This window comes from Aporhodopirellula rubra, assembly GCF_014192335.1.
In the GTDB taxonomy this organism is placed as follows: Bacteria; Planctomycetota; Planctomycetia; order Pirellulales; family Pirellulaceae; genus Rhodopirellula; species Rhodopirellula rubra.
The window spans coordinates 93,973-109,434 of the sequence record NZ_JACHXU010000018.1 but is presented as its reverse complement, the minus strand read 5'-3'; the positions used below and the strand labels follow the sequence as shown (position 1 = coordinate 109,434).

Genomic DNA, 15,462 nt, shown 5'->3' with positions numbered 1-15,462 from the left:
CGTTAGATGCTCGAGCACGTTTTGGGGGGCGTCATTGCGTCGGCGGTCAATGTTGTCCGAAGTGAGTGTTGCCTTCCACTTCGGAGTGATTTGTTTCGGCTTCGGCATTGGCTTCCGTGTTAGCGTTGGCTTCGAAGCGTTCGAGTAAACGGTAGAGTTTGCGTCGATGGATGCCCAGTCGCCGGGCGGTGCGAGCCTTGTTGCCGTTTTCTTGGGCGAGCACGTCCATCACGTGGGCGCGAGCGATGTCATCGAGCTTGACGTTGGCTGGTTCCGCGCTGACGGGGTGGGCTGCCGCGGGTGCGTGACCGTTGGATGATGGTGCGGCGTACGTGGGGCCAACGGGGGCGTGCTGTCGCATGGGGCTGGGCAGTGATCCGTCAAAGCCGGTTACAATTTCTTCGGGAAGGTCGTCGAGCGTGATGTCGTTGCTGTCAGCGAGAATCATCGCACGTTGCAAGACGTTGATTAGTTGTCGAACGTTGCCCGGCCATTGGTATTGGACGAGGGCGTGATGAGCGGCGTCGTCGATGTGCCATGGTGGCGTCAAGTAGTGTCGTATCAACTCATCAACGTCACCGACGCGATCTCGCAGCGGTGGCAGATGCAATGACAGGACATTGATTCGGTAGAAAAGGTCTTCGCGAAAGTGGCCTTCACGGACTTCGATTGACAGGTCACGGTTGGTCGCGGCGATAATTCGAACATTGACGTGAAGCTCTTTGTGCGAGCCGATCCGTCGCATCGAGCCGTCTTCGAGGACTCGCAGAAGTTTGGGTTGCAGCGTCAACGGGAGTTCGCCGACTTCGTCGATGAAGAGTGTTCCGCCATCGGCAATTTCGAACAGTCCGGGTTTGTCAGCGGTGGCTCCGGTGAAAGAACCTTTCGTGTGCCCGAACAGTTCGCTCTCAACGAGTTGTTCGGGTAGCGCGGCGCAGTTGATCGTCACGAAAGGTTGGTCGCGAAGACGGCTGGATTGTTGGATCGATCGTGCGATGACTTCTTTGCCCGTGCCGCTTTCGCCTTGCAGCAAGACCGGCTTATCGGTGGGGCCAATCTTCTCGATCATGCGAGTCACTTCGCTCATCGCGGGCGATTTGCCGATCAGTGGAACGCGAGGTCGATCGCGGGAGATGACCGCTTTGAGTTGTCGGTTTTCTTTGCGAAGTCGCCCGAGGTCACGGGCGAGTTGGCAGTGGTGTTCGAGGTCGCCGAGGGCACAGGGTTTGGTCAGGTAGTCGCACGCGCCGAGTTTCATTGCCGAAACCGCGGACTCGATCGTGCCCTGGCCGGTGAGGATGATCACCTCCATCTCGATCTTGGCTTGGTGAACCCGCTGCAATAATTCCATGCCTGACATGCCGGGCATGTTCATATCGAAAACGGCGACTTCAAAAACTTCTTGTTCGCACAATCCGAGGGCTTCGGCACCGCTCGAGACCGCGGTCACGTTGTGTCCCTTACGCTGCATCCATCGCGCGCAGGTTTCTCGGAAATCGTGTTCGTCTTCAACGAGCAACAATTTGATGGGTTTTTCGGACATCTGTGAGAGCAGGCTTCAGAAAGGGCGATGAGGCGGGTGATCGGACGTCAGAGCGGTGTGCGACATCCATTGCCGCCGCTCGCTGTGCAGTGTCATCGCTCGCTGCGCAGGCGTCGCTGGTCGTTGCATAGAGCGAAGTCTGTTCCGCTAAATTGACTGGGGGACGGTGCGAGGGAGCATTTTGTAGGTCATTTCGATGTCGGTCGCCGCATTTCGTCCTTGTTTTCACGTCTGTGGGGCGTTTCACCGAGAGCCCATTGCCGTTGAACATTTTGGTTGAGACAATCGGTCTTGAACGTACCCAGGAGAACGTGCGTGCATTATCGCACGGTTTTGCCTCCCCGCACACCGATGGTAGGTGTGCGGTTTTTCTCACACTGAGAAATTTGAGCCTCTTGTGGTCTCGATTGAATTGGGGCGAACCATGCTTTTTTGCCGAAACGACACGGTATATCGGGGGCTTCGGAGACATCGGGATCGGCCCAACGACGTGGTTGACAATGAGGTCCATCGGGAAGGCACAACGCGTGCATCGCGACGAGGCATCCGAATCCGATCGTGATGTGGGACAAGGAACATTCAGTCCGTGAGAGGTCCAATGGCAGCGGGCCACCGGGCGTGACGCGGAACCCCCCGGGAAGAACTTAGCAGGCACGATGGAGTACGAACTAACGATCCTGTTGGTCGAGGATGACCCCGACACTCGTGGCAACCTGCGAGACATTTTGGAAATTGACGGGCATCGAGTGTTGGTCGCACCCTCCATGGCGATGGCCCGGGAAGTCGTTGTGGATGATCAGGTCGGATTGATTTTGCTCGATCGTCATCTGCCCGATGGATCGGCGGACGATTTCTTGCCCGAATTGCACGGGCTGGCCCCGGACGCCGAAGTCATTGTCATCACAGGTTACGCGGACATGGAAAGTACGATTGCAGCGTTCCGAGAAGGCGCGGTGGACTACATTCTCAAACCGATCAACCCTGAGGTTCTTCGTAAGAGTGTGGCGAGAATCGCGAAACGCCGGCAGATCGAAGGCGAGTTGGTGAGGGAACAGCAGTTTGCCGATGAGATTCTTGAAACGGCCGAAGCCGTCGTCTTGGTGCTCAACTTGGACGGCAAAATCATGCGTTTTAATCCGTATTTCGAACGTATCTCGGGATGGAAACTGTCCGACTGTTTAGGGAAGGATTGGTTTGACGTCTGTCTGCCATCACGAGATCGAGCGACGATCCGAGAGGTGTTTCTCGATACGAAACAGGATATCGACACCAGCGGTAGCATTCACCCGATTCTGACACGCGACGGGCACGAGCGACAGATACGATGGTCCAATACAACGTTGAAGGATGATCAGGCCGACACGTACGCGGTGCTTGCGGTGGGGGTCGATGTAACCGATTTGTTGGCCGCGCAGGAACGGGCGCTGCGGTCGGAACGGTTGGCCACAATTGGCCACACGATCACCGGTTTGGCTCACGAGAGCCGCAACGCGCTGCAGCGGATTCAGGCGGGGTTAGAGATGCTCGAACTCGAACTGGATGATCGTCCCGAGGCTCGTCGAGACGTGGATTCGATCCAGCGAGCGACTCACGATTTGAACAACCTTCTCGAAGAAGTTCGCTCTTTCGCGGCGCCGATTCATTTGCAACTGGAGGAAACGAGTCTTCCGGAGATATGGCGGCGGGTATGGAGGCATCTCGCGGTTTCGCGGGATGGACGCGATGCCGAACTGACCGAGGTCCTCGACGGCGAAGGGTGTCGGATGCGTCTTGATGTGCTGCGTCTCGAGCAGGTGTTTCGAAACCTAATGGAGAACTCTTTGGCGGCGACCGAAGACCCCGTACGCATTCAGATAGAGTGCCAGCGGATCGGAACAGACTTCGTCCGCATTCTGTTGTCCGACAATGGTCCCGGTTTGAATATCGAACAACGTGAGAAGATCTTTGAGCCTTTCTACACGACAAAGAGTACGGGCACCGGATTGGGCATGTCGATCGTCGCTCGAATTATTGAGGCCCATCATGGTACGATTCGGGTTGTGAAACAGAAACAGCTAGGCGGTGCTGTGTTTGAATTGCGCTTGCCACTCACTTTGCGAACCTCATGAAAAACCAGCAAGAAGCCGTTCTGGCCGCACTGTTAAACACCGCCGTTGACGCAATCATTGTCATGGACTCCGTCGGCATCATTCGAATCGTGAATGCGGCGATGGAGCGAATGTTTGGATTCAGCGAGGCGGAGGTGATCGGTAAAAATGTTTCGATGTTAATGCCGTCGCCGGATCACGAACGCCATGACGGCTATCTATCGAAGTATCGAAGCGGTGGTCAGCGAAACATTATCGGTATCGGCCGGGAGGTGAACGGTAGACGGAAAAACGGCACCGTCTTCCCACTGCACCTGGCCGTCAGCGAGTTGAAATACGACGGGGAGGTGTTGTTTACGGGGATCCTGCGAGACATCACCGATTTGAAGAAAGCTCAAAATGATTTAGCCGCCATTAACGCAGTATTGGAACAACGCGTTGAGGAGCGAACAGAGCAACTGCGAGAGGCACAATCGGAATTAGTTAAGAAAGAAAAGCTCGCAACGCTCGGCCAAGTCGCCGGAGGGATCGCTCATGAAATTCGAAACCCCCTCAACGCCGTCAAAACGTCCGCTTATTTTCTTCAGCACGCTCGATCGCTCAGTCCTGAGAAACTCACCGAGCATTTGCAACGCATCGATCGGCAGGTGTCGGTGATTGACAACGTGATCTCGGCGTTGACGGACGTGGTTCGGATGCCCGCTCCGCAGTGCATGCCCTGCCCGTTGAAAGAGATGATAGATGCAGCGATCGAAGCGTCGTCGCTAGGAGACTCGATTCAAATTGATAATCGCGTCGCCGATTCACTTCCGCCCGTTTTCGCGGACCAGAATCAAGTGCCGATTGCGTTTCAAAATCTGATTCGCAACGCCCGTGACGCGATGCCCAGTGGAGGTCGATTGACACTCGACGCTGAAATCATCGACGCGGATGGGAATACCCAAACCGAACCCAACGCGGTGGCAGAAAATTCAAAGAAAACACGTGCCATTGGGAATTCAAAGAAGATGTCCGTCACGATCGCGGACACTGGCAGTGGAATCGATTCGGAACGACTAAGCCGAATCATGGAACCGTTCTTCTCGACGAAAGCCCGCGGGATGGGGCTGGGACTCGCCATTACCAAAACGATTGTTGAAAAAAACAACGGCACGATTGCTGTCGAAAGCACTCTCGGGAAAGGAACGCGGTTCTGCATCGTGTTGCCGATCGCCGAAGAAGACAATACTGATAACACACAACATTGATGGTGACCGATAATGCCCTCGAAGTCAGATTCCACTCGCATTCTCGTCGTTGATGACGACGCGGACATAAGATCGAATATTTGCGATATCCTTGAAAACCTCGGATACGATGTCGATACGGCAGCGGACGGTAAGGAGGCGTTGGAGTTGGTTCATCGTCAACGTTACGACATCGCATTGCTCGATTACATGATGCCTGGGATGAACGGTGTCGAATTGTATCGAGAGATACGGCAGGTTCGTCCCGATCTGATCGCGATCATGATAACGGCTCACGCGGGTAGCGACGGAACCGATCAAGCACGGGATGCGGGAACGTGGCGTGTGCTTCCCAAGCCGCTCGATCTGCAGGCTTTACTGCCGTTGATTGACGAGGTTAGCCGGTGGCCAATTATCTTGGTCGTCGACGACGACGAGGCCTTTTGTGATAACGTTTGGCAAACGTTGCAGGGGCATGATTATCGTGTCAATGTAGCCCACACCGAAGCGGAAGGTGTTGAGAAGGCCGGGCAATCGCCTTATCAAGCCGCGATCGTGGATTTGCGACTCAACGATGGGGATGGACGACATGTTATCGAAATCGTCAAGCGTGTCCGTCCCGATGCGAAGCTGCTGGTCGTCACGGGAAGCCGTGATCGCGCCGAAGATATCACCGAACAGATTGAGGGCCTTTGCTACAAGCCTGTCGATATGGATCAACTCTTGCAACTACTGGATCGATGCCGGACAGGAGTTAACGGGAACGGTTAATTGCGGTCGTCGCTGGTCTTTGTTAACAGGTCTACTTTCAAACGAGACTTTTGCCGAACGGAGTGTCGGTTGCGTTTAGGGGCAGCACGGCGACGAATGCACGCCGAGGTCCGATAGCAGGGTTCCGGTCGTACGGCTGATTCTGACCAACGCGAGGCTGTATCGGCTGCGATCCACGGCGAGTTGTGTTTTCGATTGGACGACTTCCTCGGTTGCGTCGATCAGGAATTCCAACTGGATTTTGCCGGACCTGTATAACGCTTCGGAGGACGCGAGCCGTTGTTGGGCTGCGTCGACTCTCGCGATCGAACTTTGCATGGTCAGGAATGCGGATTGGATTTCGGCGATCGCCTCTTCGACTTCGAACGCAACGGCTCGTTCCTGTTCGCGTAGCATAGAACGTTCGCGTTGGAGTTGCAGTGATGCATTGCGTATCGCGGCTTTGGCTTGTCGGCGTTGTGGCGATACGCCCATCTCGACTCCGAATTGCCACTCCTGGTGATCGAGCGACAGCAAGTCGTCGGTGGCTGAGGCGAACCGAGGGCCGTCACCGTCGAGGTCATTTCCGAACCCGCGAACCCTTGTGCGGCCGATCAAGTCGAGCCGCGGAAGCATGAAGTTTTTCGCCGCCAACAGTCGAAGGTTGCGGTTTTGTAGTTCGAGTCTTTGACGACACAGTTCGCTGCGGCGGAACAACGCTTTGGACACGGACGTTTGCAAGTCGTATTGAAACCGAACTTCGGCGGGCGGATCGATCGGACGCAGCAGTTCCAGGCTGGTCGGCGAAAGACCGATCAATCGGCGGAGTGTTCGTTCGGCGCTGTACAGCCCTGCCGAACCATCGCCGCCTCCGAGTGCGGTTTGGACTTCTCGCGTGTAGCGATAATACGTCGCGCGGCTTTGTGCTTCCTTGTATGCCTCGCCACCCATCAATCCGGAACGTTTCTTTGAGAGGACGGTCTGCCAAATATCGTAGGCGACGTCTCTCGCTTCGACTGCGGCATCGTACGCCGCGTACTGACGATGTAATTCCCAGTAGGCGGTGTAGAGATCGAGAAAGTAATCTCGTAGTGCGATGTCGAAATCGGTTTGACTGATTTGCGTATTGATACGGGCGATCCAAATCCCGTTTGAGAAATTGAAGCCGGGACGAGCATTAGGGCCCGCGATCAAATTGAATTGCTTGCCCGCACCACGCAGCAGCGGTTGACGAACGCCGAACTCGATTTGGCTTTCCCAGTAGCTCGGAAAGCGATTGCCTGAACGGTTATTCGAATCGTAGGTGTAGACCGAGCGGGCGTCGAATTGCGTCCCCCAGACATTTCGTTTTTGCCAAGTCGAATTCAGCTCGACGTAGTCTTGAACGAGTTCCTGGACGTCGCCTCCAAGCGTCGAATTGTTGAACACTCGGTCGTTGTTTTGGGCCGTCAGGCTCGATGCGACTTGGCTGTCGAACTCGGCCAGTGCCGCGGCCGGTCCAAAGAACGGATCGCTGGCCCGGATGGCCGGATCATACGTGGTGGTCACCGATGCGGGAGAGTTGAGGACGCGAACCCCGAGCGCGCGGATCACTTCGCTGTGCTGCATCGCGAGGGCGATCAGTTCCGCTTGCGTGAGGTCGCGAAAACGGCTCGGCGCGACTCCGCAGTGGCGTACCTCATCCGCGAGATCACCACCGCCGTCGCTGATTAGGGTGTCCGATGGCGTGCGATTGATCGGGAGCGACACCATTTGCAGCAGCCGATTCGTGTCGTGAAGCGATTGGGCCGTTTGAGGATGTGGGGAGGAGGGAGTGGAGGATTGCGGGGGCGGGGATTGGATCGGCGGGAGCAGCGAAGCTTGAGTCACGACGGGAGCTTGAAGGATGACTTGTTTTTCTCTGTTGACGGCCTCGTTGTCTCGCGAACTCGATCGGCAACCGATCAGTGTGACGCAGGCAGAAAGCAACACAATCGCCGCGATCGGCATCTGCCACATGGGGTGACTTCTACCAGAAATTGTTCGGTCTTTTGGGTGCGGACATACGGTCACCGACTCGCCGCCGCGTGCGGGCGAGCGGTGAGTTTTCGAAATTCCGTAGGTGGACGTGGACTGATTTGTCACGCGTGGACAGTGAAGTGAAAAACCGACAAACTAGAAACGCAAGCGTACTCATCGTTGATCGACGTTTTGTACAGTTGCCGTCCATTGCCCCTCCGTGGAGGCTCGCAACCGTTATGACCCGACACGCAAACCAGGAACTTTGATGGGCAACTCGTCCAAGTCATTTTCATTGTTTTCGATGATCATGGCGACGTTGCGCCATCGCCGAGCGGTGAGCTTTGCGGTCGCATTGGGAGTGGCCACGGCGACGGCGGTGATCACCGGTGCGCTGTTGGTCGGCGATTCCATGCGAGGCAGTTTGCGGGAGTTGACGGTCGAACGGCTCGGGCGGATCGAAACGGTTTTAGCCCCCGGAGCCTTTTTCCCGATCGCGAGTGTTGAGTTGCCCGCGGGAGACGATGACGCGACGACGGCCAATGTGATCCTGTTTCCTGGTGGGAGCATCGAGACCAAGATCCCGGTGGATTCAGACGAGACCGAGAACACGCAGCGGACACGCCGCGTTGGTGGAATTCAGATCGTTGGGGTGGATGACTCGTTCTGGGATTTCGATACGTCGGGCGTGCGTCCCGAGGCGATGCCCGGTGAAAACAGCGTGGTGCTCAACCAGTCCGCGGCAGACGAGCTTCGTGTCGATATCGGCGATGAGGTCACGTTGCGGTTGCCTGTCGAGGGCGCGGTTCCGGCAGACAGCCCGTTGGGAAAACGCGAGATTCAGAGTGAAGGGTTGCCTCGGATGGAGGTGGCCGCGATTGTGCCTGATCGGGGGCTCGGTCGGTTTTCGTTGATGGCCAGCCAATCGACGCCGAAGACAGTTTTTGTGTCACGCGGATTGGTGGCTGAAGTGCTCGAGCGAGAAGGTCAAGCCAACGCGATGTTGTTGGATCGCCCGCTCACGGAATCTGACCTGACATTGAATTTGATGGCACTCGGGTGGAATCTGCAACGGATCCAAATCGGCGACGCGAACCGTTATGTGTCACTGACGAGTGATAGCCTGTTGTTACCTGAAAAAGCGGTCGATCGTATCGTCGCGGCGTTCCCCGACGGCGACGTTACTCCGGTCATGACCTATCTCGCCAACGCGATCGAGTCGATCGACGCGGATGAACCGGTCGACTCGAGTCAGAAGGTGAGTGTCCCTTATAGCACGATTGCCGCTATCGATTCCGGTGGCACGTTGAACCTTGATTACACGTTGCCCAGTGGGTCAGCGGATGCAGACGCTGTCGCAGGCAACGCGATTCCGGTGGTTTTGAACGATTGGGCCGCGGATCGATTGAAAGTGAAGGTGGGTTCGCCGGTGCGTGTTTACTTCTACGAACCCGAAGTGGAACGTGGTAAAGAGATCGAAAAATCATTCGACGCGGTGGTGACTCAGGTGGTGCCAATCACTCGTCCCGCGAAACCGTACCGCCGCAACCGCGACGCGGTCTACGATCAGCCCGAAACACCGTACAACGATCCGAACTTGACGCCCGATGTCCCCGGCGTGACCGACCAAGAATCGATCAGTGATTGGGATTTGCCGTTTCAGTTGGAACGACGCATCGACCGTGCTGACGATGACTATTGGAACGAACACCGCTTAACTCCTAAAGCGTTTATTCCGTTGGCCGATGGTCGTGCCAAATTCGGCAGCCGGTTTGGACAAACCACGGGGCTGCGGATCGATCCGAAGTACGATGTTGAGGAGGTTGAGAAAAGAATTTTGGCTGCAATCGAACCGATTCGCAGTGATCTTGGCTGGACACCGCGTTCGATCCGGAGCGAACAACTCGCCGCTTCAAAGGGGACAACGCCGTTTGATGGATTGTTCTTGGCGTTGTCGATGTTTGTGATTTTGGCGGCGATGATGTTGATCGCTATTTTATTGCGGTTGGGAGTTCGGCAGCGGATCGATGAATTTGGCACGCTGCTCGCGGTCGGGTTTTCGCCGCGACGGGTGATGGCGTTGGTGTTGGGCGAAACGGTAATCACGGCGTCGGTGGGCGTGATCCTCGGAGTGATCGGTGGCATCGCGTACGCGGCGTTCGTCTTGTGGGCCCTGAGGTCATGGTGGGTCGGGGCGGTGACGGTTCCGTTTTTGCGTTTTCACGCGTCGCCGATGTCGATCGTGATCGGTGGACTGTCGGGTTGGTTGGCCAGCATGGCGACCGCGATGTGGACGCTGCGGTTTCTTTTGAAACTGAACCCAGCGGCGTTGCTCGGTGGGCGGCGGATGTCGTTGGCTGACGAGAAACGGAACGACCCCGCGGGCAAGAAAGGCAAGGCTCGTTGGCGTCCACTGACGATCGGTGTTCTGTTGATTGCGGCGATCGCGGCGGCGGGTTTGGGGTCACGGGGCGGTGCTCAGGAAGCGGCAGGCGGATTTGTCGGTGGCGGGATGTTGTTGTTAATCGCTTCGTTGTTGTGGATTCATTCACGATTAGGAAAGCGTGCGACGATGAAGCCCTCGCTGCGAACGTTGGCTACGGCGAACGCAAGACGCAGTCCGCTGCGAAGTACGTTGACGATCGGTTTGGTTGCGACGGCCGCGTTCTTGATTCTTTCAATCACTGCGTTTCGTATGTCGCCCACCGAGGAAGGCACCGGTGGGTTCGATTTGATTGCCGAAGCCGGCAGTCCGATCGCCAGAGACCTGAACGACAAGATCGTTCGAGATGAACTGCTCGGCCGGGAGGCGGACGTTCTTGACGGGGCGACGATGGTTGCCTTTCGAATGTTGTCGGGCGATGACGCGAGTTGTAACAACCTGTATCAGTCGGCTCGGCCGACCGTTCTCGGTGTGTCCGCGGACGTGGCGTTGCCGTCGGGCGGTATCGATGCGAGCCCGCTGAACCGATTCGGGTGGGCGTCATCTGCGGCACCCGATCGATCTGAAACGTGGAGCCTGCTCGAGCGAAACGGAAAGGGGACACCCGATAATCCTATTCCCGTGGTCATTGACCAAAATACGGCGATGTGGAGTTTGCAGATGACCGGAGGAATTGGTCAAACGAAAACGTTCGATTATGGTTCAGGGAAAGAGTTAACGTTTGAAGTTGTGGGATTGCTAGCGGGGTCGATTTTGCAGGGCAAACTGTTGATCGGCGAACGTAACTTCGAAACCGTTTTTCCCGATGAGAGTGGCTATCGATATTTTCTGATCCGGCGAGGCGATGATGTTGAGGCGGAGGCGATCTCTGACGCGATGGAGTCACGTTTGGTGGATGTCGGGATGGATGTGAAGTCGGCGACTCAGGTTCTCGAAAACTTGCTAGCGGTTCAGAACACCTACCTGCGTACTTTCCAGAGTCTCGGTGCACTGGGTTTGTTGCTGGGGACGATCGGTTTGGCGGTCTCGCAATTGCGAAGCGTGCTGGAACGACGCAACGAATTAGCCGTTATGCAGGCGGTCGGTTTCACCCATTCGCGGTTAGCAAAATTGGTTCTCGGTGAAAATTTTTACTTGCTGTTGATGGGAATGGGATGTGGCGTGGTTACGGCCATTGTGGCGGTGTTGCCGTACGCGTGGATGACGGGGAATTCGGTGCCGATTGCCGAACCGTTGTGGATCTTGGTGGGCATTTTGGTTTTCGGAATGCTCGCCGGAATGATCGCGGTATGGCGAGTAATGACCTTGCCGCTGCTCGAATCCTTAAGGGCCGAACATGCTGCGATTGAACTTTGAATCGGCTCCCTCGCGTCGTGAACTGGCGCGGGACGAAGCCATGTTGCAATGGGCCGATTCGGTTGCGGAGTCCGAACACGCGGGGGCAAAAGCCGAGGCCGCAGATCCTTGTGCGCCGTTGGCGACGGAGTTGTTCCGGGTTTGGAGATTTGGTGAGCCGACGGTGATCTTGGGTCGCAGTTCGCGGATCAATGAAGAGGTCGATCGCCAGTGGTGTGCCGAACGTCAAATCGATGTGTTAAGGCGTTGCACCGGAGGGGCTTCGGTGGTCGGTGGGCCGGGGTGTCTGATGTACAGCGTTGTGGTGCGAGTGCCTGCCGATGGCGGGCTGCGAAAGATTGACGTAGCCCATGACTACGTGATGCAACGGGTGCTCGCGGCGGTACAAGCTCAACTACCCGATGCGGATCGCGCCGGTACCTGTGATCTGATTTGGAAAACGCGAAAGTTCTCTGGGAACAGTTTGCGGGTTGCCCGACATCATCTGCTTTACCACGGCACGTTGTTGCTCGATGCGGATTTAGATTTGATCGCAGAATGTCTTGCGTTCGCGCCTCGCCAACCTGAGTATCGCCGTGGACGTGATCATCGTGATTTCATTTGCAACGTTGGTTTGGACGAACCAAGGTTGATTGATTCGCTGGCGAGGCAGTTTGGGGTAAATGGGTTGTCTCTGGTCGGCGGTTCAGGAGAGGAAGACACGACCGTGGCAGCGAAAATTGAGGCGATTGCGGACGAATTAATGCGAACGCGATATAGCGATCCGGGTTGGCATGAGCGAAGATGATAGCCCGCCGCTTTTTGCCCATTGCTGGAATCCCGAGAAACAGTATTCTTTGTGGATTCACGCACAACGAACGGAATGTTCATAACGAGCGTTTTGTTTACGAATTGCAGCTTCACCATCAAATCAAAATGGAAGGATTCATATGAAGACGCGAATTCCGCTGAGTCAGGCCGAAGAAGAAGCCCGTTTGCGTCGCGAGCGGCTCGATCTCAGCATCGCCGAGATGGGATTGTCGGTCAGGACGACCAACTGTCTCGAAGAAACCGGTATTTTGACCGTTCGAGATTTGCTCAACGCAACGCCCCGCCGTTTGCTGAAAATCAGTAACTTTGGCGAGAAGACGTTGGACGAGGTGTACGACGCGTTAGAGCAACTCGGGTTTTTCCGTCCTGGTCGTCAAGTCGTGACTTCCAAAGCCCATTAAGAGTTTGGCTTTTCCTACGTGCGACGGTCTCGATCAGTCTGGCAGTGGCGTCCTTGGAGCAAGAAGCTCGGACGGCGGCTGCGTACGGGACCGTTTCGTGGTGTTCTCGGTGAGCTAGCGTTTTACCTGGGACTCATTTTCGCCGGCGTCTTTATCTTCACGCTGGTTTTGGTCGCTCAGTGGATGGTCCCCGGGATCGGCATTGAATTGCCCGAGGAGGCCCGCGTGGTGCTGGATTCCGATCTGGCTCGTGGCGGCGGCCACCACTGGGGTCGATGGATCGTGGCGATCATTTCGGTAGCCGCGATCGGTTCGGGTGCGTTCGGGCTCGGGTACCGGCTGATGCACCTCGGATTCAGTCAGGAGCGAATTTCTGCACAAAAGGGGCGGCTTTCACGCTGGAATGCGGCCGCTCCTCCCGCAACGGGGCCAGACGACGAGTCGGCCGCGGATAATGTCGAGGGCGATCCGAAAGCCTCCGATGAGTATCCGAGTTTGCCCGCGGTCCCGCGTGGTCCGGCGCTCGACGAGAGTTTGGGCGAGCGTCTCCGGTATCGACTCGCTTCGGTATCGACGGGGCGATGGGCGGTTTTCGGGGCGGCGTCTTTGGCGTTGATTTGGAATTCGGTTTGCGTGGTGCTGTTGGCCGTTGCGGTCTCGGGTTGGTGGTACGGTCGTCCGCGCCCCGTTCTGGCTATGTTGTTGGTGCCCTTTTCGGGCGTCGCGGTTTGGGCACTGAAATCCTTTCTTCGGCAGGTTCGTCAGATTGCGGGCGTGGGGCCAACGGTCGTCGAGATTAGCGATCATCCGCTCGAGCCCGGCGGCGCGTATCAACTTTTCATACTTCAGATGGGCCGGATGCGATTGCGGACTTTGCGGGTTGTGCTGGTTTGCGAAGAGGAGTCGTTTTTCCGGCAGGGAACGGACGTCCGATCTGATCAACACGTCGCACTTTCCAAAGAATTGCTTGCCGAAGGGCCTGTTCGTGTTGACCCGCAGACCCCCTGGGAGCAACAATTAGAGTTCGAGCTGCCCGCTAATGTGATGCATTCGTTTAGTGCGACGAATAATTCGGTGAGGTGGCGATTGATTGTCTCAGGAGAAGCCCGCCCTTGGCCATCGTTCTGCCGAAGTTTCCCGCTCGTCGTCCATCCGCCGCTAATGGTTCCGCCAAACAGCCCGCGGTGAATGTGACGTTGTGTCGTGACGATGCGACCTATTCGGCAGGTGGATTCTTGCGTGCGAACTGGCGTGTTAGTCGGGTGAGCATCGAGGAATTGAGCAGCGTTGAGGTTTCAGTCCTCTGGTATACCGAGGGCAAGGGCGACGAAGACCTCAGTGTGCATTACTTCCGCCGTTACGACGGCGCCCAATTGCGACGTTTGGGGATGGTCGATAGCCAGCCCATCCACTGCCGGTTGCCTCCGTCGCCACTGAGCTATCGCGGTCACCTGTTGAGTATTCAGTGGGGAATTCGCGTTCGGGTCTTTGTCGAAGAGGGACGAGAAGCCGTTGCCGAGCATCCGTTCTACATGGTCGCCCGCAAACCTGATCCCGAGGCCTTGGCGAATTCGAGCCGAATCGATTTGCCCTGCATCGAACCTTCGGTCAAAACACCGCTGCACCGGAGATTGCCGTCGGTGATTCGTCGTTGGCGCGATCGTCAGGGTAATTCAGCGAACTAGAAACTTCGTTTGGTTTCACGCCGTCGTTTGTTCTGCTGGCTTGGTGGTGTGCCGCTGCAGTCGCATGAAGATCAATAGCGACAGCCCGGCTGAAGAGAAGGTCAGGCACATGATCATGATTTGGTATCGTGCCGCGATCAAAGGCGATACGCCCGCCAAGACTTGGCCGGTCATCATTCCGGGGATTGAAACGACTCCGACGGCGTAGAGGCTGTTCGTGATCGGGATCAGTGCCACCCGCACCGCGTGCTCCGGATCGCCGTTGGTTTCTTTGGAGCCATCGAGACGCTCGATCGCGAGCGAAAGTGCGTTCATGCAATTCGAGAATGTCATTCCCGCCAACGGAATCAGGACCCGTGGGTTGTACCACGGATCCACGTTGAGAACGCCGACGGTGATCACCGCGAGTGTGAAACCACCGCCGAGGATGATTGATGTGAGTACTTGCAAATAGCGTCGCCAGGGGCGAGTGTCGGAAGTGCGGATCGCGATCGCGGACGCCGCTAACATCATCACACTGAGCGTCGTGAGACTGACCCACGCCCGGTCGGACTCAAACAGAAACACGAGCACGTAACCGACCAACGACAATTGGATCAGCATCCGCGCGAGGCCCTGCAGCGACGTCACGATGGGATGCCCCTCGTAGAACAGCCAGAACAACAAACCCACAACGGGCACCAGTGCTATGGCGAGACGCGGGAGTGAAATAGGGTCAGCCATTGAAACTATTCGTGTGAGGTGACTGAGTCGGGAGGCGTGCCGAGGTGATGCATATGTTGATGTAGCGAGTCGTCCACATTCGACGGGACCCACGCCACACGCGAGATCGTTTGACGCGAAAAATCGGTGACGCCCATCGACCTGATTCGGCGGCAGAGGCGTAGGTTATCGGGAGCGATGATGAATTCGTTTGGAATCGTCTTCGGCGGCGATTTCATGATGGCTCAGGAGGAACAACGATAACCCTGGTCTGATAGGGTGTCTATGTCCGAGGAGGATCCCGGTAATCTCGTCATCGTTGATGAAAGCTGGGGGGCGGAAGCGGTTACAATGACGCGGCAGAACGGGGCGACGTGTGTCCCTCTGGTTCCACCTGTCGCTCTGACGGTGAGAGTCAGACTCCTTGACGAAGTAGGCCCGTTTGAGCCGTAATAAACGCA

At 56.5% G+C, this 15,462-nt stretch carries 12 protein-coding genes; 8 read left to right on the top strand and 4 right to left on the bottom strand.

Annotated elements, in window-relative coordinates:
- Window positions 1-46 precede the first annotated feature (46 nt).
- A complete protein-coding gene (locus FHS27_RS21810; protein WP_184306989.1) occupies window positions 47-1,543 on the bottom strand; it encodes a sigma-54-dependent transcriptional regulator in 1,497 nt (498 codons plus the stop codon).
- A 656-nt stretch (window positions 1,544-2,199) separates the two neighbouring features.
- Between FHS27_RS21810 and FHS27_RS21805 the strand changes: the two genes are divergently transcribed.
- The 3 genes from FHS27_RS21805 to FHS27_RS21795 are packed head-to-tail and all read left to right on the top strand — an operon-like array spanning window position 2,200 to window position 5,627.
- Complete coding sequence (locus FHS27_RS21805; RefSeq protein WP_184306987.1) at window positions 2,200-3,651, top strand: ATP-binding protein; 1,452 nt, start codon at window positions 2,200-2,202, stop codon at window positions 3,649-3,651.
- Window positions 3,648-4,877 carry a two-component system sensor histidine kinase NtrB gene (locus FHS27_RS21800; protein ID WP_184306985.1) on the top strand — a complete coding sequence of 410 codons (1,230 nt, stop codon included), beginning with the start codon at window positions 3,648-3,650 and terminating at the stop codon, window positions 4,875-4,877. Before FHS27_RS21805 ends, FHS27_RS21800 begins: the two co-directional genes overlap by 4 nt.
- Before the next feature lie 12 nt (window positions 4,878-4,889).
- Window positions 4,890-5,627: a response regulator gene (locus FHS27_RS21795; protein ID WP_184306983.1), complete on the top strand. Its 738-nt coding sequence runs from the start codon at window positions 4,890-4,892 to the stop codon at window positions 5,625-5,627.
- A 75-nt stretch (window positions 5,628-5,702) separates the two neighbouring features.
- Here the strand turns inward: FHS27_RS21795 and FHS27_RS21790 are convergent, their stop codons facing one another.
- A complete protein-coding gene (locus tag FHS27_RS21790; RefSeq protein ID WP_184306981.1) occupies window positions 5,703-7,604 on the bottom strand; it encodes a TolC family protein in 1,902 nt (633 codons plus the stop codon).
- 268 nt (window positions 7,605-7,872) lie between these two features.
- On the opposite strand from FHS27_RS21790, the gene FHS27_RS21785 reads away from it, so the two are divergent.
- From FHS27_RS21785 to FHS27_RS21765, 5 genes are all read left to right on the top strand, one after another.
- Window positions 7,873-11,403: an FtsX-like permease family protein gene (locus FHS27_RS21785; RefSeq protein WP_184306979.1), complete on the top strand. Its 3,531-nt coding sequence runs from the start codon at window positions 7,873-7,875 to the stop codon at window positions 11,401-11,403.
- Entirely contained in the window at window positions 11,384-12,190 is an 807-nt protein-coding gene (locus tag FHS27_RS21780) for a lipoate--protein ligase family protein (protein WP_184306977.1), read from the top strand. Before FHS27_RS21785 ends, FHS27_RS21780 begins: the two co-directional genes overlap by 20 nt.
- 142 nt (window positions 12,191-12,332) lie before the next feature.
- A complete protein-coding gene (locus FHS27_RS21775; protein WP_008674900.1) occupies window positions 12,333-12,614 on the top strand; it encodes a DNA-directed RNA polymerase subunit alpha C-terminal domain-containing protein in 282 nt (93 codons plus the stop codon).
- Between the two features lie 18 nt (window positions 12,615-12,632).
- Window positions 12,633-13,802: a hypothetical protein gene (locus FHS27_RS21770; protein ID WP_184306975.1), complete on the top strand. Its 1,170-nt coding sequence runs from the start codon at window positions 12,633-12,635 to the stop codon at window positions 13,800-13,802.
- A complete protein-coding gene (locus FHS27_RS21765; protein WP_184306973.1) occupies window positions 13,799-14,299 on the top strand; it encodes a hypothetical protein in 501 nt (166 codons plus the stop codon). Before FHS27_RS21770 ends, FHS27_RS21765 begins: the two co-directional genes overlap by 4 nt.
- Before the next feature lie 15 nt (window positions 14,300-14,314).
- Here FHS27_RS21765 and FHS27_RS21760 read toward each other — a convergent pair whose 3' ends face one another.
- Both FHS27_RS21760 and FHS27_RS21755 read right to left on the bottom strand, forming a co-directional pair.
- The gene (locus FHS27_RS21760; protein WP_184306971.1) at window positions 14,315-15,022 is read right to left on the bottom strand and encodes an ABC transporter permease; all 708 of its coding nucleotides are present in this window, start codon (window positions 15,020-15,022) and stop codon (window positions 14,315-14,317) included.
- A 5-nt stretch (window positions 15,023-15,027) separates the two neighbouring features.
- On the bottom strand, window positions 15,028-15,240 hold the full coding sequence (locus FHS27_RS21755; protein WP_184306969.1) for a hypothetical protein: 213 nt from the start codon (window positions 15,238-15,240) through the stop codon (window positions 15,028-15,030).
- Window positions 15,241-15,462 lie beyond the last annotated feature (222 nt).

What these genes read in the sequence shown, in the direction of transcription:
- FHS27_RS21810 (WP_184306989.1), bottom strand. Translation starts at nt 1,543, where the DNA reads ATGTCCGAAAAACCCATCAAATTGTTGCTCGTTGAAGACGAACACGAT.
- FHS27_RS21805 (WP_184306987.1), top strand. Translation starts at nt 2,200, where the DNA reads ATGGAGTACGAACTAACGATCCTGTTGGTCGAGGATGACCCCGACACT.
- FHS27_RS21800 (WP_184306985.1), top strand. Translation starts at nt 3,648, where the DNA reads ATGAAAAACCAGCAAGAAGCCGTTCTGGCCGCACTGTTAAACACCGCC.
- FHS27_RS21795 (WP_184306983.1), top strand. Translation starts at nt 4,890, where the DNA reads ATGCCCTCGAAGTCAGATTCCACTCGCATTCTCGTCGTTGATGACGAC.
- FHS27_RS21790 (WP_184306981.1), bottom strand. Translation starts at nt 7,604, where the DNA reads ATGTGGCAGATGCCGATCGCGGCGATTGTGTTGCTTTCTGCCTGCGTC.
- FHS27_RS21785 (WP_184306979.1), top strand. Translation starts at nt 7,873, where the DNA reads ATGGGCAACTCGTCCAAGTCATTTTCATTGTTTTCGATGATCATGGCG.
- FHS27_RS21780 (WP_184306977.1), top strand. Translation starts at nt 11,384, where the DNA reads ATGCTGCGATTGAACTTTGAATCGGCTCCCTCGCGTCGTGAACTGGCG.
- FHS27_RS21775 (WP_008674900.1), top strand. Translation starts at nt 12,333, where the DNA reads ATGAAGACGCGAATTCCGCTGAGTCAGGCCGAAGAAGAAGCCCGTTTG.
- FHS27_RS21760 (WP_184306971.1), bottom strand. Translation starts at nt 15,022, where the DNA reads ATGGCTGACCCTATTTCACTCCCGCGTCTCGCCATAGCACTGGTGCCC.
- FHS27_RS21755 (WP_184306969.1), bottom strand. Translation starts at nt 15,240, where the DNA reads ATGAAATCGCCGCCGAAGACGATTCCAAACGAATTCATCATCGCTCCC.